Genomic DNA, 15172 nt, shown 5'->3' on the forward strand with positions numbered 1-15172 from the left:
GGGGGGGGGGGGAGCCTCTGCCGCAAGGCTTCGGGCACAGGCTTGGTATTTTCATCGATTTGCCGGCGCGTGAACAGCGCCACGAGCTTATCGTCGACGACCGCAAAATGATCTCGACGCAGAGCGATGACCCCCTCGTTGCGAAGGATGACGACCGAATTGACCTGATCCTCAATCGCCACAATCCTACCGATAGGCTGACTGTCCACGCTGCGAACAAGCCGACCCGCCGCAATATATTCGTCACGTCGGGCAGCCTCCTTGCGCTGCTGCTCTTCGACCATCTCGACCAGCTCTTCCTTCGTGGCGCTGATTTCCAAAGTATCGCCCGAACGCAAAAGTGATCTCGCTGTAATCAATGCGACCGCGGTGCCCGTGTTCAGCAATACCGCCTCTCCCTGCACTTCGTCGATCGTGCCGACCGGCTCTCCGTCGGCACCCAGAACCCTCTCGCCCGCAGCAAGGGGCGGGTCGCCTGCAGCCCATGACGGTGCAGCAAAAACAAGGAATGCGATCGTGAAGGCGGAGCTCGGAATTGTGAACAGTGTCATGACGTGCCTGACGTTGAATTGCGGCGAGGTTCTGAAGGTGACATGAAAGCGACCGTTTCCGTGCCATGCCGCCTCAATTTAAGGAAGTCAGAGCGGGTGGCAATGCCAGCGAGGTATCTCAGCGCAATGATGCTTCACTCTGCCGATTTCCCATGCTCACATCGCCCGCATGCGACTTTCAGGGCATTTCGCTATGGTAGACGACACTGCAATGCGCGCGCGCACGTCCCCAAAAATCGAGATTGCTGACGGCTAGGCTGGCATCATCGTGCCAGCCCCGCCCTTCACCTTACCACCCAGCTTCGGTCGTAAGCGGTGCCGATCGGCGATCTCAACAGCAGCGTGGCGGCTTTTGGCAGAACTGGCCGTTCAACTCGGCGGTCGTCATTGGCCGGGTCTGTGTCGACAACTGCCGTCGATGCGTGCGGGGTTGAAAGGTGGCAATATGCTTCTTGTTGCCCCATCGATACAGTTGCTAATCAGCCCGCTGGAAGTGGCGGAAGAACCTATGCGAAGCTGCAAAGAAAAGGCCGTATTTGAACGTCGCACGGCAGCAGTCCTGTAATGTCAGCCGGAAAGCTGCCAAACAGTCGCCGTTTAAAGTTTCGGATGCCGAGAGGCGTCGGAAAATCGACGATGTCCGAACCCGCGGATCGCATGCGATGCGTTGTAGGGATCTTCTCCTCATCAAGACAGTCGGGATCGAGGGAGTCGCTGCAGGCGCGCTGCCGCTATCCAGCCAATCTGACATCCACACGATCCGTCACCTCGGTCATCGCGTCGCGAAAAAACGAGGCGAATGGCACGAGCAGTTCCGATTCCTTGCGTCCATTGAGAAAGGCAAAGACGTCGTCCCACTCTACCTGCATGGAGACAATCATCGGCTCCCGCTCGATGCCCCATCGTTTAGGCCAGTCCAACGCATAAAATTTGGCAATCTCGAGGTCCAACGTCCAGCTGACACCCTGCGCAACCTCGTCGATGCTGCCGGTCCCTCCCCGATATACAGTAAGGGGGAATTCCATTGCCTCGAACTTCTTTTCCTCTTCGGAGGTCATCAGGGTCGGTCCCCAGGCTTCGGCGAACTCATCAATGTTCCAATAGATATCGATGTCATCGTCGTGCGCGACCTTGCTCACGAAGGACCCGCACCGCATCCCACCCAAATATGGTTCGCTTTCCCAAGCTTGTCGCAGTGCGCCGCTGGCCATCGCCCGGTTCAGTGGAAGCTCGAACTGCCATGCTTGGATGAGATCGGAAGTGAGACAGCAGCGCGCCCAATCATTGAGGCGCAAGAAGATTGAGACGCCATCGTCAAAGTCCTTGTTCCAGCCCTTTGCGCCGCGCCTTGCAGGACGTTCGAAGTCCTTCCATTGTTCGCTGATCTTGAACACGCCTGAAACTCCATCTTGCTTGCTTGGAAGGCCGGCCGGTTTTCCTTACCATTGCCAACCGCCGTGCTGCCGGTTTAGGCATTGATTCTAAAGAAAGTGCGACCGCGATTGCGGCAGGCTGATGCGACGCAGACCTCTAACGGGGCCGGACGGGTTGGGTTGGAAACTTCACCTGCCTACTTCGGTTCTGTTAATGGCGGCGATGAAGGGGAATGGTGGGGATGCTGATCAACGAACAGCACCCCCGCCCATTACGCTAGGTCTATCGGCTCGTCAGCAAACCGCAGGCGCAGAAGATGTTCGCTGAAGGCCCGTGAGCCTTCGACGGCCGCCATTTCGCCCCAGAATTGCCAGCGATCGAGACGATCCGCGAGCCAGGCGAACAGGCGATCACGCGCGTAATCGTCTGGAAACGCGATTGTCCACAGCACCCGTGTGAGCGGGATGTTGTTGCCCATCTCGAACCCGATCAGCTTCAAGCCGGGCTTTCCCGCAACCGGCTCTCGGACAAAGCGGTAACGCAGCGCCCTGCCCATGGCCTCCCGCATTTCCATCACCTGCTCGCGCCGTTCGCGGGTTATACCGCGATCAAGCCCGTTCCAGCTCGCGGCGAAGTCGATCGGAGCAATATCGGGGGCGTCGACCGGACGCGTGGCGGCCAGCATTCGCACTGCAGCCTCGCCTTCTATGGTAACGTGAGAGTTATCGAGGAGGCCTTGGCCATAGAGCCACGATTTGTAGTGGCGCCCCCCCTCCCAGCTTTCACCGAACAGGTCTAAAACCCACTCCTCATACCCAACCGTGCGGTTCATCTCGGCATGCAGGACGCTGAGCAGCACATCGCAGCCCCGATCGACCGAACCTATTCCGCTTCCTGGCATGCCGAGGCGATGCACCCAGAAGTAGTGTCGCAAGCTTGGCCATACGCCGCCCTCTTCATCGATCAGCCCATCGACGTCTGGGTCCACTCGCATCCAATGGCCCCATGGAAGATCAGGGTGGCGGTGGGAAGCATAGCCGCGCGGATCAGGTCTCCAGTTATGCTTCATGGCTACCTCCCTTGCGAGGAAGCAGCGCTTTGGATTTGGAATGAAGGGTAAGCGGCACGCCTCGGTCGGGAGCGCCCTCGCCATCGATGCCAGGCGCCTGATCGTCGAGTGCCCAGAGCTTATCAGCAAGGTGCACGACCTGATCTGCGACATAGCCGATGTCGCGGTATACGCGCGGGCCGACCTCCCGGTTCTTGTCGTTGCGAAAGTTTCCTTTGGGCAGAAGGTCGCCGTCCTTGTCGCAGGTAAAGCCGAACCACCAGGCGTCGGGAGAACCTGCCGCATCGCTGTCCGATGCCATAGGCGCGCTTTGCTGCACCCGCGTAACATGGCGCACGTGACAGATCTGGAGCGCAGGCGGGCCGTTTTGATTACACAGCGCCGCATAATCGATCCCCTCGTGCGGCCGTATGCCAAGCTCGGGCGGGATCGCATCGTGCTCATAACCCCACAGCGGATGCGACGATCCGATGGCAACATAACCGGCCAGTGTTCCGTCCTTTTGGCGCAGGATCAGGCAGGCGTAGCCGGTGGCGGCGTCTGTCCACGCCACTCTGTCAGGCTCATCTTTCCACGGCCCCTCCCCATAAGGTCGGCGTTCCGAGATGTTGAGGATCTGCTCGGGGTGGATTTCGTGGTCACCGAGGGTCAGGCGTTGGGGCAACGCGATCGCGGTAGATGGGCGATTGCTGGGCACCAGACTGCGGCATGTGCTGCTGGCACGGCCGCGACGCGGTTTGGTAGATTTGGGCATTGTAGGTTTCCTTTGGATACAAAAAAGCCGCAGCGTCCGGAATGGACTTGCGGCGGATTGGCTCCCTGATTGCGGGAGCCGAATGGGTGGCGCTTGATGCTACGGCGACGGGCATGCGCAACGCGTCCGGGCGGTCAGCGTGGTGATCAGGTCATGGGGTTCTCCTTATTTTGGGTAGGGTCAGGTCGAGGATATGGAGAATTGCCGCAGCGTTTCACTCAGCCCGGTGCACCACACCCTTCAACTTTGAGGCGGCAACCTGATCGCGGGACCAAGGGGCAAAGCTATTGCGGACGAACCGGCTGGCGGGCACCGCCCTCCCCGCTGCCTCCGCCAGAACCTCAAGGCTGCGAGGCGGATGACAGGCGATCACCCCTTGCGCATGCAGATGCCGAAGGGCGACAACACATGTCGTCAGCACGTCGGCGAGGCACTGGTCACGCACCTCTAGCCACTTACCCTTCTCGACCAGCGGGCCGATGTCCTTGCTCGGTGAAGGCTTGCACGGGATGTGCGTGCCCATCGCGTATTCGGGCAGATGCACTGGCTTCGCCTTGCCAGTTACCGCTTGGCACAGGTCAAGCCGCGCATAGGCATAGGGGTTGAGGTCACGCAGCTGATGGGGAAGCTGCAAGCCCAGTTCGCCCGCACATTTCCGTAGCACCGCCAGATCCTTGAACTCCCCGGCCCAGGTTGTGCAGATCGCATCAGGGTATTGAGACAACGCATCGAAAAAGCGACTGACGAGTCCCTGCTCATCAGCTTCATCGTTGGCAATGACAACGCATTCCTCGATCGCCGGCAAATCGGCCTGCGGGTCAAATCGCAGCACCATCCATGACGCAGCCGCGACCCGGTGAAACGGCCAGCGCAGATCAGTGCGACCGCCCTTTCCTTCGCTGACGGTATACCCGGCATAAGCACTGCGATCATACGCATATTCGAAATCGCAAACGATCAGGCGCAGCGGTCGGTGCTGCTCAGGCCCACTGCTTTTGGGCCGGGAGACAAACATGGCCGCATCACGCTCAAGCGCTGCTGCCAATGCGCTTTCGTCGGCGGTCGAAACCGGATCGGCAAGCATGCCAGTTACATTGGCGGTGTCGTTGAAACTGTTCACTTCTATTCTCCTCAAAACGCATCAAGCCCGCACTAGGCGGGCCTGATGGGGTGATTGGTTGTTGGATGTTTGGGTTATGGGATGACCGGCGGTGCGCCGATCAACGGTGGCGCTCATGTGCGCCGATCGGCACGCATCGCGGTTCGGGCAAACCACGACGGCTGAACCACACTTGCTCGGCCTCGACATCTTTGGGGTCCAGCTGTCGCCACCAATACCGGCGCTTCAAACCGGGATCCCAGCGATAGCCTCGCTGCGCCAGCAAGGCCTTCTTGCTGAACGGGATACCAATCGCTTCGATCTTGATGCTGGTCCGGCCGCTGGCTGCTAGCAAACGTTGCAAGTGGGTTGGCGTGGCCAGAGCAGTGCGATCATCAGCACTGATCTGACCAAGAGCGCCTTGCCCTTCACGTTCGGACCCGGATTGCAGGAGCAGCCAAAACAGCGACCAGACATCGCCTGCGGCCCGGTGCGCCCGAGAGAACCAACCATGCTGTTGGAGTAGATACTGCTGACCTCGTCCATCGAGCCCAAGCCCAAGCCAGTCGATCTCCTGGCAGGAACACGCCCAGGCACGCCCCGCTAGCTGCGGCCAACGTTGCTCGATCCAAGCCGCATCAAACGCTGCATTATGCGCGACGATCAGGTCGGACCGGTCCAATAATCGCGCCACGGCCTCGTCATCGATTTTCTTCCCGGACAAATCCGCGTCCCGCAATCCCGTCAAATGGACAATCTGCGGATCGAGCGGAAAGCCCGGATCTTCCAGCCAAGAGTAGATCGGGAAATGCCCCAAAAGCTTCCCATCCTCCGCAACCCAAAGCAGCTTGATCGCCACTTCGATGATCGCGCCAGTTTCTGGGTAAAGAGAGGTGGTCTCCAGATCGACCAGGGCCACGCATTGGCCTTCGGGAGGGCTGCCCTCCCCCATCATTTTAGAATAGGGCTGCGGAAGCGTCCGCAGGACTCTGTAATCGGGATTGTCAGTAAGCCGGTCAGCGAAAGCTTCGCTGACCGGATCGAGGTGGTGTGCATTCAACATAGATTTACTCCAGTTTCGGTTATCGAAACCGGCAGGGCGAAGGCCAAGCCGTTAAGCCCAACACTTCCTTTTCCTCCCACCTTGCCGATTTCACGGCAGGTTTCCTTTTCCCTTTTTGCCTTCATACGACGTCGAACTCGCCAGCTGCGACCATGAGCTGGCGATGTCGGTTCGTGCTTTTCAGCGCCGAACGGGACGAAACGGCAGAAAAAATTCCAACGGCTGTCAACACTGCTCAATTTTGAGGGTTTAGGACCTCATAAAACTCTCGTTTTGGCCGGCTTTATGGGGGATCGCGGTAATCACTTGTCCTTTTTATGCCTTTGTTAAGCCTGAACCGCCACTTCTGTGCTCTCTCCCAGAGGATTTGAAGTGACTGAAAATGCCTCAAATTGAGATCACGTCATCAGATAAATGCAAGGCCAGTTCTGCCGAGCGCAGCAACGCTCGAATTCTCCGCGGGTGGGGGCAAGCCTATGCTCGGCAGAACCAGATGCTTCCCTATGCCGGCACCAGCCTTACCGCAGCGGAGATAGAGGGGCTGCGCCAACATCTCGATGCCCGTGCGGTCCGCGCGACCCACTCTGAAATCACGTCAGCTGCACTCTTGTCGGCGGTTCTTACAACAGGGCGATCTGCGGGGTCCTTCGCTGGCATTCCAGTCCTATGCGAACCCGAAAGTATGCCAAGCACACCCTGCCTTGCAATTGGCTCGCAGTGGGTGTGGTGGCTAAAGCCCGGCCGACCAAGTAGTCAGCAGAAATTCCCCGAGGACCAAGAACCAGCACACGCAAAAAGGGGCGATCTTATCGCCCTGCCCTGTTCGGTGCGAACACGGCGTCTCCTTGAACAAATGGCCTCTCCGCCGACACCAGGCCAGCCGCTGTTTCCCTGGAATTCGGACGAGGCGCACGACGCTGCACATAAGGAAATCCGCAAGGCCGCAATTCGGAGCTCCTTGCGCCTCGCTGAAGGCTGGTTGTTTCAGCGGCTGAGCGAAATGGAGAATGGCGATACCGCGATAGCTGCAATCATCACTGGTAACGTCCCGCTCATTGCCAAGACGGTCATCCACTACACGTCTGTATCTGCTTCAAAGGCGGTGACCATCCTTGGCAAGGCATTGGACGGCTTCGACATCGTCGAACCACTTCTGAACTTCGATGACGAGCAACACTACGGAAGCCGATATGCGCCGCGGATTGGCGATGTTTCCGACCTTCTGGCGCAAATTCGTGCACCGCTTTTGATACGTCGCAAGCTCCGCAAAAAGCCGATCGTCGCGATGCATAACGCAATGACGCTTTACACCGTCCTGTTTTATCTGATCGCGACATGCGCACGGCCCACACGCGCGTTGTTGCCTTCGTTGGATCGGATTGATCCTCTCACAGGCTACCAAATGCTGGACGACAAGCCCACCAAAGGCCAATTTAAAACCCGTCTCATATGGGTTAGCGAGGAATGCCTGGAACAACTGGGCTTCTACCAATCTCATATGCGGACGATGCATGAACGCCATCCGCAGCTCGTGCCCGATGATCATGATGGCTCGCCTTACCTGATTGCGGATGACGGATCGCTTCAGGTTCTGGACCGAGCCCTGTTGCGCAAAACCTTCCGCGGAAAGGGTTGGCCCTACCCCCCGAACTTTGCCCGCCACTTTGCCAGATCCGCTCTGATTGGAACCGTTAGCAGCGAAACACTCCATGCCTTTTTTGGTCACTGGCACCAGGGGACTGAACCATGGAGCAAAACGGCGGGCCTTGACCCTCTAGCCTATCGCGCCGAGCTGAAACGAGCGATCACCGCACTCTGTCAATGTTGCGGCCTTGAGCCCCAGCGAGGACTATAACGACCGTGGCACTGCATGAACGGCTCCATCTACGGGGAGCTGAAAAAAATCTGCTCGACCTTGGTCAGATCGTCGAGCTCAAGCGTGCTGACCTCTTCGAACGCGTGCTAATCAATCGGCTTTCCGCATTTGAGCAGCCTTATGATGAGTTCAACGCCAAATGCTATGCATTCGCGAGCGCAGTCTTGTTCGGTGCACTGCTCGACAAGCGGGTCTGGCAAGAATTCTTCCGCGCGGCCTGCGCGCCTGTCATAGACTTTCGATCGACGCCTCGTGAGCGTGTCGGAAAAGAAACGCACATCCGAATTGCCGATCAGATCTGGATAAATTTTTCGTTGCCCGAAAAAAACGGCAAGGCTCACGAACGTCGTTGGGTCGCCGATCCACTAACGCATCTGATATTGCTCAAAATCCAATCGGCCGGTCCACAAAACTTCAAGCTCAAACCGGATGTGCTAGAGAAAAACACCGAGTTTGAGAACGATCATGTCCTTGAGAGCTGGTGGGGGGCGCCTGAAAGTCGAACGAGATATAAGCGGAAGGACAGAGGCTCAACAGCTGAAGCTGATCGTGCAACGCCCTTTGATCATGTGGAAGTCATCGCTCAGGCGTTTGGCGCCGAAACATGGCATCCTGACCGCCGAAAAGCACTGGCCAAGAGCTTTTTCGCTGCTGCAAAAGTCAAGTGGCGCACAAGAATGCCCGGCTTCCTCATCGAGAGCCTTCTAGCCGCCGGCCAAAGCACAAGCCTGCCAGAGCCGCACTGGGAGCGGTTGATGGGCAAGGCTGCGGTGCCATTGAACCGTCCGAAGAAAAATCTTCCGAATACACGGCGATGGCCTGCAAATGACCCTATCCTACGTCTGATGGATGATGTGCTACCTCAATCACGTGCAAGCCGTCCGACGGAATTCAAGAAAGCAGCACAAGCCCTTCAAAATGCGTCGATGAGAAACGACCTGCTTCCCGTTGAACGTCATGTTCTTACGTGGGCTGCGGCTCGCCTTGATCCGTCGATTGACCCCCGACAACGCAGGAAAGGCCTTGCTCCGTCCACAATCCGGCAACGCGCGTCTGTCTTGCTTTCCATGCTGCGCACAAGCTTCGGTAGCGACGACCCGTGGCTCTGCAACCCAAGGGATTTGGCTAAGGCCCTTTCCGACGGTGTCGAAGAAAGAGGAGGGAGCGACACAACATGGAACCACATGGCGTGCTTTCTCGACTGGCAGAACCGATCGCTCGGCTCATTCGCACTGACGATCGAGGACCGTGCGGTGAGGGAAGCTAACGTCCCTCGAGCCCAGGTCGTTACGGCGGAGGAGTATGCACTCATTTTGGACAGCTTCGACCGACAAAAGCCGGAAGGGGCGACTTCACGCATCCTCGTTATCTTGGGGTTCCGCGCAGGGCTGAGGTGGCTGGAAGCCATTCACTTGAATATCAATGATCTGGTGTTCACCGCGTCATGCGCCGAGCTTCATGTCAGAGACAACGAAGGAGCTAGGACAAAAACGCTCGCAGGACGGCGGGTTGTGCCATTGCATTGTCTGCTGGAGCAGCCTGAACTCGATGAGGTCAAAGCATGGTGGCTACACCGACGAACCGAAGTCATGGTGTTGATGGGCAGAGTGCATCGACCGCGCAATCGGCAGCTATTTCCGATAACCGATACCGATTTCTATCGTCGGATTAAGCGAGACGTTGAGCACGAAATCAAGCGGTTCACTGGAAACACAGGCGCCGTGTTCCATGATCTTCGCCATAGCTTCGGCTCCTATTTGATTGCGACGCTTGCGCTCCCTTTTGATGTGCCGGATGAAGAGCTGGTTCTTCCTATCGATAGATCAGTAGTTTCCCACGAGCGGAGAGGTCGGATCGCGGACACGCTGCTTGGAAAGGACAGGCTCGGGCTGAACGCGCTTCATGCTGCGGGAGCTCTGCTGGGGCATTCGGGCGAGCGTTCGACCCTCGTGTCATACTTTCACCTGCATGACTGGCTCGCTGGGAACTATGTCTCGCGCTCCGAGACCATGCGCGCCATCCCGACGAGGCTCGCGGCAAGGTTGTTGAGGATTAGCGATGAAGCAGCTGCCCAGGCCTCAAGCCGGAAGAGAAAACAGAAAGAACATGGGCAGACTGTCCGGCGTAAGCGGGGCCGGCCTGCGCAAAGCGATCATGCTCTAGATGCTATCATGCTAGGCGAACTTATCGAAAGGGGAGAGGCGGCCTTCAGCCCATCTCTTGGAGCGAAAGTCCGTGCCCCACTGTTGCCCGGAAACGGCGAGCCTAGCTGCGAAGTGCTGGCCGCATTTCTGTGCGCTTCCACACAAGACGAACGGGATCTCATCCGCCAGCACCCAACGCTGACCACCCTCTATGGCAAGCGCTTAGCTCGGGAACTGGACGACATTGTTGCAATGACCACTAGGGGTCGTAACGGGAAATCAAGTCTTCGGTTTATGGAAATCGACCTCACCGACCGCCAAAGGTCAGTGCGTCAGCTGACGGATGACGAGCATGCCGTCCTTGCGAAACTTTATCACGGGTTTCGACACCTTGATCCTCCGGTCATGGATCTGATCAGCCAATGTTTTCTGGCAGGTTATGACCGTGTGCGCGGCTATATCACGGTTCCGCAAACGGCCTGTGCCAAAATGATCACTGCGCTGCGCAAAGCCGGATTGTCGGCCGCTGAGATCAATGTCGAACCTCGTGCCCGGACCACACTCATTCGTATTGGAACAGCCGGTAGAATGCATCGTGGCTATGTCTGGGGCATTCTGTTCGCTTGTGCAGCCCATAAGGCATCGGCATCGATCATTAACGGCTCAAACGACATAGCATCACCCTCTCCGGGCAAAATCAATCCACAATCAAAATCTCATCTCTCCAATTAATCAGTCGATTACCATTTCCATCACTCCCTATTTGTTCTTTTAATGTTCTCATTCTATAAATAGGTGAGAAACCACTATTGGAGAACCTCTAATGAAGAGATCGAAGTCGAAAATCGCCAGTGCCAGCCAAAGATCAGCGGCTCCCACAGCCACACACTTGGGCACAGTCCTATATGACGCTGAGATATTGAGGAATCTCCTCAACGTTCTCGCTGACGGTGATGGTCTCGCTTCAAACCGGCGGATATCGGCGCTGGCTTTGGCCAGCCTAAAGTGTCTTGATGACATAGAAGAAGCGGTGAATGCCGCGCTGTCCCAGCCCGCTGAACCGGGCCCGAATGCTTCTTCAATCACAAACTACGTTCTGTGTGACTGTATAGACTGAGCCAGCCGACTGCTCACGCTGCTGCGCTGAAAGGACGGTCGCCATATGCCTATGGCCGATAAGTCGGTGCAGTGAACGTTGGCGAGCCGGCCCACGACAGTCTGTTCATGCTTCGAAGCCGAAGTGGCTGCGGTGCCACATCAGCGAGCGGCGGTGCGAGTCCTCAAGCGGGACTAACGGAGCGTGGTCCGGCGCGAGCAATTCACGTGCCGCCGCGCTCAGATCCGGCTTCAACAATGCCCGCCCGTCATCATCGAAGCTCACCAAACCACGATCAAATGCCGCATCCCAGTGAGCTGCCAAAAGTAGCCCGTTGAACACGTCAAGACGCTGCTCGTCGGTGTGACAATGGGCCCATGGCACGATGTGGCTGGCACGTAGGAGCGGCTCGTCACTGATCCCGGTTACGGGGCAACGACCTGCCCAAAAATCGAGCAACGCTCGGCGGAAATACCCTTGTCCCACCCGCTCTTTAACGATGCGCTCGACCTCGGTGTTGCCTAAACCAGCTACCTCAGCCTCGTATTGAGCGAGCGGAAACGTCGGCAGGCTGCGGGCCAGATGGAATGCACGGGACAGTGCAGAGCGAAGTTCAGCTTGGGTGACAAAGGCGAACGCACCCTTGAAATGTGCGGGCGGATTGACTGCCGCGTCCGCCAATTCCGCCCCTAGTTTGGCGGCCACACCCGCATGTTCGACCGCGAGAAACCAAGGCGAACCATCGGGATTGATACCACTGGCAAGTGCCACTTCCCCTGGCACGCCCTCATCGGATTTGAACCAAAGCCACCCGTCGGCGATGCCATTGGCCTTGCGGAAGCCGTGATTATAAGCTGCCTGATCAAGCTCGACCCGGAAGATGGGATGGGGAATGTTGCTTCGGAAATCGAGCCAAGCGTCTTGCGACATCTCAGCCTAACTCCACGCGAGGCACATGTCGGGCCGGAGTAGCTCAAGCACGTTTGGTAGCTGATTGTCCGACGACGTAAGGCCGAGGAAAGTTGCAGCTCTCGTAGCCCCGACGTAGATAAATCGGTCGAACAGGTCTGGCTGCTCGAGGGCGAGACGATCAACGTTTGTGAAGAAGACAGCTTCGAACTCGAGGCCCTTAATGTGCTTCACATCGAAGATCCGAACCTCTGTTGCCTGGCCCTTCACTTGGCCGCGCGGACATGGAACCACCGGCAGGTTGAGGTGCTCGACCATACCGCCCAACGCGACCGCGAGCTCGTCCATCTCGTCCTCATTTTCAACAAGCACGGCGATGGTCGGCATCGTTCCGGAGCTAAGCCTATTGATCTCGGCAATACGGGACGCCAGCCACCGCGCGCGCTCATCGATCGAGCTCAAGCCCAACCCAAGCGCAGGCGAGAAGCCCTCATTATCCATTCCAACAGGACCCTGCTCGTCAACTTCGCCACCCTGCAGCTTCGCGAGAGTTACAGCGAATTCGGCGAGCTTGCGGCTTTGTCGATAGCTGATCGAGATCGGATAAACATCGATGGCCGGCACGGCCCACCGAAGATCTTCTTGGCTTCGGCTGCCCCAGACCGTGAGACGTTGATTGAAGTCCCCCGATATGAAGACTGCGTCAGTTTCGATGCTCGCGAGGTTGCGCATCACCGCCAACTGGAGCGGCGAAAAGTCCGTCGCCTCATCGATGAGGATCTGATTTCGGCGGAGTCGCGCTACCGCGTCCAAAAGCACGGGTCTGCGCCCATCGAGCCGTGATGGAAGTAGCCGATCCTTGGACATCGCTCGGGCTTGAGCGACGATCGCGAGCAAAATGGCGTCGACCTCAGCCGGATGGGCGTCGCTACTGCCAATCGCGTTGTCGGAATACCATCGCCCTTCTGCACGCATCGCTCTGCGGAATTGTCGGTAACGTAGCGACACGCCCGACAGCCACGTTGCCGGTGCTTTCGCTATCCGCCGGGCAGCTCGCTGCACGAGGAGGCGCCCGCCAATGGCCTTCAGATCAGGTAATTCGAGCGGCCGATCGCGTAGAAACTGGAGAACCCTGCCGCTCCGGGTGCGTGCGCCCGGAGACCGGCCAGTTGCCTGTCCGATCGCGCGGGCACGCATCGCACTTCGGAATACGTCGACCGTCAGTTTGCGTCCGGAAACAGGGCGTCGAGCATCTTCATCCTCGTCGTCTTCATCGTCCACGTCATCGTCAAGGTCTTCGGCGACTTCCCCGGCGGCCTCAGACATCAGCTTGGCCACGAAAGCGGAAAGGTCATCAAGAAGGCCAGCATCAGCTCGTGCATAGGATTGCAAGGGAGCATCAAGCGCGGCTTGCACAGCGCCAGTCATTTCACTCGCCGCCTTTCGCAATTCTTCGGCAACGCCCGCAATTTCGCCGACGATCTGGAGCGGATTGACTGCGCCGCGGTCAAGCATTCCGATCACTCGGCGGCCGATGGCTGCAATGCGCGCGTCCTCTGCCACAGCTAGGCGCTCTGCCTCGGCACGCAGTTGCGCTACGAAAAGGTCCCTCTGGAATGCATCGAACGCATCGAACCATTCGATCTGACTCTGCAATGTTCCTGGCAGAAACACCGGCAAGTCGGGCTTGTAAACAAGGCCACTACGCGTCCCCGTGCTCAGGATGGCCAGATCATTCCGGCAGATCTCGTGACGGTAGACGTCCCACACTTTGAGCCGCTGATCGTGGACTGGGACACCTTCCTTCCCCAGAGCGTCCATCACATAGAGCCGAAGTAACTCAGTCGGCGTGAACATCGTCCAGCTGTTCGGGTGTTCAAGCCCCGCCTCATCTGTGCCATCGACGATCTCACGTTCATCATCGGAGAGGTGGTGCATGTCGACAGTCCTGCGCAGGCGCTTGATCAGGGTGGTCGTCTTCCCCGTCCCCGGCGGCCCGAGAACTGCGATCTGGCTATCGATGGGTTTACGGAGGATCTCGTCCTGGAACTGGTCCAGCAAGGCTGCGACACGAAGCTGCATCGCGGTCAGACTGTCCCGCATCAGCCCTTCGACGACGTTCTCCGATGCCTCATCGTCCGCCAGCCAGTCCGCCAAAGCATCAGCTTCTTCGGCGGAAAAGCCTTCGTCGCGCAGCAGTTCGCGCAGTGACTTAATAGTCCGTGGGCCCATGCCTTCCCGAAATTCGACCGCCGGACAAGAGTCCCACTCACCAGCGACCTGAGTCGGCTTGAAGGTCATTTTCTCGACGACGTCGAACCATCGATTACCGCTCGGCAGCCGGATATCCGTGCCTTGGCCGACTGGGAGCGAAGCCAGCCGCCCTTTAGGGCTGAGATAGCTGCATGATACAACACCGGCCGCGCTGACGGTCCCGACCGGAGAGATATAGATCGTCTCCTGCTTCTCGTCCTCATCGATGACGACGATGCGGGCGATGGTCGGTTCATACCGGAGCCGCTGACAGTCGCTATTCCGCGCCGCATTGCGGAGCTGCATATCCCGCGCGATCGTCTCTGCTGTCGCCTGATTGACCACGGCAAGGCTTTCTAGGCTCAGCCCTTTGTCGCGCAGAGTCTGACCGGCCGAATTCGATATCTTGGCGAATGCATCGAGCGCCTCGCGCGCTACAGCCTTCAGCTCTTCCATGTTAAGCCTCTTCCTCATCGCCGCCGGTGATTGTGTCTGTGATCGGCTCCCGCTCGCTCTTGGCGCCCGTCTCCGACAATGTGTCGATGATCCGGCTCAGACGGTCGAACGAGAACCGATCAAACTCGTCCTGCAACTTCATTGCTCGTCCCTGCACGTTGCACATCGGGGGCTCGCCGAACTTTTCCCGGAACGCCAAGATGAGCGCACGTTCAAGCTTCATCCACGACTTGAAACCCTGCCGGGGTCGGCACGTTACGATGCGCACGTCGGCCGAATGCACGCCGCGCGACCAGAGGACATCCCAAGATCGGAAAGCAGCACTGGCTGCGACGCGGGCAATGCCGTTCTTCGTCGTCCCGATATAGGCAATCTGAGAATAGCCGTTCGGATACTTGAGCTTCTTATCGGCGCAGATGACGTAGACCAGACGCTCGTGCTCGAGCGCGACCCTGCGCATCGTCAGCGCCGGCTTGGGCTTGAGCGAAACCTTCAGCCTTTGTGCCATGTTCTTCCCCCCTTTTTGAA

The 15172-nt window shown here is 58.1% G+C and carries 11 protein-coding genes; 2 read left to right on the forward strand and 9 right to left on the reverse strand.

The features are described from left to right. The 6 genes from IP79_RS05825 to IP79_RS05850 all read right to left on the reverse strand — a co-directional run. A partial coding sequence (locus IP79_RS05825; protein ID WP_156318137.1) for a hypothetical protein occupies positions 1-551 on the reverse strand: 551 nt, incomplete at its 3' end. A gap of 731 nt (positions 552-1282) precedes the next feature. Continuing rightward, the gene (locus IP79_RS15750; RefSeq protein ID WP_233994100.1) at positions 1283-1945 is read right to left on the reverse strand and encodes a hypothetical protein; all 663 of its coding nucleotides are present in this window, start codon (positions 1943-1945) and stop codon (positions 1283-1285) included. Between the two features lie 251 nt (positions 1946-2196). Beyond that, positions 2197-2919 (reverse strand): hypothetical protein, encoded by a 723-nt coding sequence (locus IP79_RS05835; RefSeq protein WP_054118348.1) that lies wholly within the window; start codon positions 2917-2919, stop codon positions 2197-2199. Positions 2920-2983: 64 nt separating this feature from the next. Next, positions 2984-3748 carry a hypothetical protein gene (locus IP79_RS05840; RefSeq protein ID WP_054118349.1) on the reverse strand — a complete coding sequence of 255 codons (765 nt, stop codon included), beginning with the start codon at positions 3746-3748 and terminating at the stop codon, positions 2984-2986. Between the two features lie 214 nt (positions 3749-3962). Further along, positions 3963-4868, reverse strand: a complete 906-nt coding sequence (locus IP79_RS05845) for a hypothetical protein (RefSeq protein WP_054118350.1) — start codon at positions 4866-4868, stop codon at positions 3963-3965. A 100-nt stretch (positions 4869-4968) separates the two neighbouring features. Next, complete coding sequence (locus tag IP79_RS05850) at positions 4969-5910, reverse strand: exonuclease domain-containing protein (RefSeq protein ID WP_054118351.1); 942 nt, start codon at positions 5908-5910, stop codon at positions 4969-4971. A gap of 853 nt (positions 5911-6763) precedes the next feature. Between IP79_RS05850 and IP79_RS05855 the strand changes: the two genes are divergently transcribed. Then, the gene (locus tag IP79_RS05855; RefSeq protein WP_054118352.1) at positions 6764-7765 is read left to right on the forward strand and encodes a hypothetical protein; all 1002 of its coding nucleotides are present in this window, start codon (positions 6764-6766) and stop codon (positions 7763-7765) included. 5 nt (positions 7766-7770) lie between these two features. Continuing rightward, the gene (locus IP79_RS05860; RefSeq protein ID WP_054118353.1) at positions 7771-10662 is read left to right on the forward strand and encodes a tyrosine-type recombinase/integrase; all 2892 of its coding nucleotides are present in this window, start codon (positions 7771-7773) and stop codon (positions 10660-10662) included. A gap of 490 nt (positions 10663-11152) precedes the next feature. On the opposite strand, the gene IP79_RS05865 is transcribed toward IP79_RS05860, so the two are convergent. From IP79_RS05865 to IP79_RS05875, 3 genes are read right to left on the reverse strand one after another with little or no spacing between them, the layout of a single operon-like run. Further along, positions 11153-11956: an HNH endonuclease gene (locus tag IP79_RS05865; protein WP_054118354.1), complete on the reverse strand. Its 804-nt coding sequence runs from the start codon at positions 11954-11956 to the stop codon at positions 11153-11155. Positions 11957-11962: 6 nt separating this feature from the next. Beyond that, the gene (locus IP79_RS05870) at positions 11963-14644 is read right to left on the reverse strand and encodes an ATP-binding domain-containing protein (RefSeq protein WP_054118355.1); all 2682 of its coding nucleotides are present in this window, start codon (positions 14642-14644) and stop codon (positions 11963-11965) included. A 1-nt stretch (position 14645) separates the two neighbouring features. Further along, positions 14646-15152, reverse strand: coding sequence for a hypothetical protein (locus IP79_RS05875; protein ID WP_054118356.1), 507 nt, complete (start codon positions 15150-15152; stop codon positions 14646-14648). Positions 15153-15172 lie beyond the last annotated feature (20 nt).

Source organism: Porphyrobacter sp. AAP60, from assembly GCF_001296025.1.
In the GTDB taxonomy this organism is placed as follows: domain Bacteria; phylum Pseudomonadota; class Alphaproteobacteria; order Sphingomonadales; family Sphingomonadaceae; genus Erythrobacter.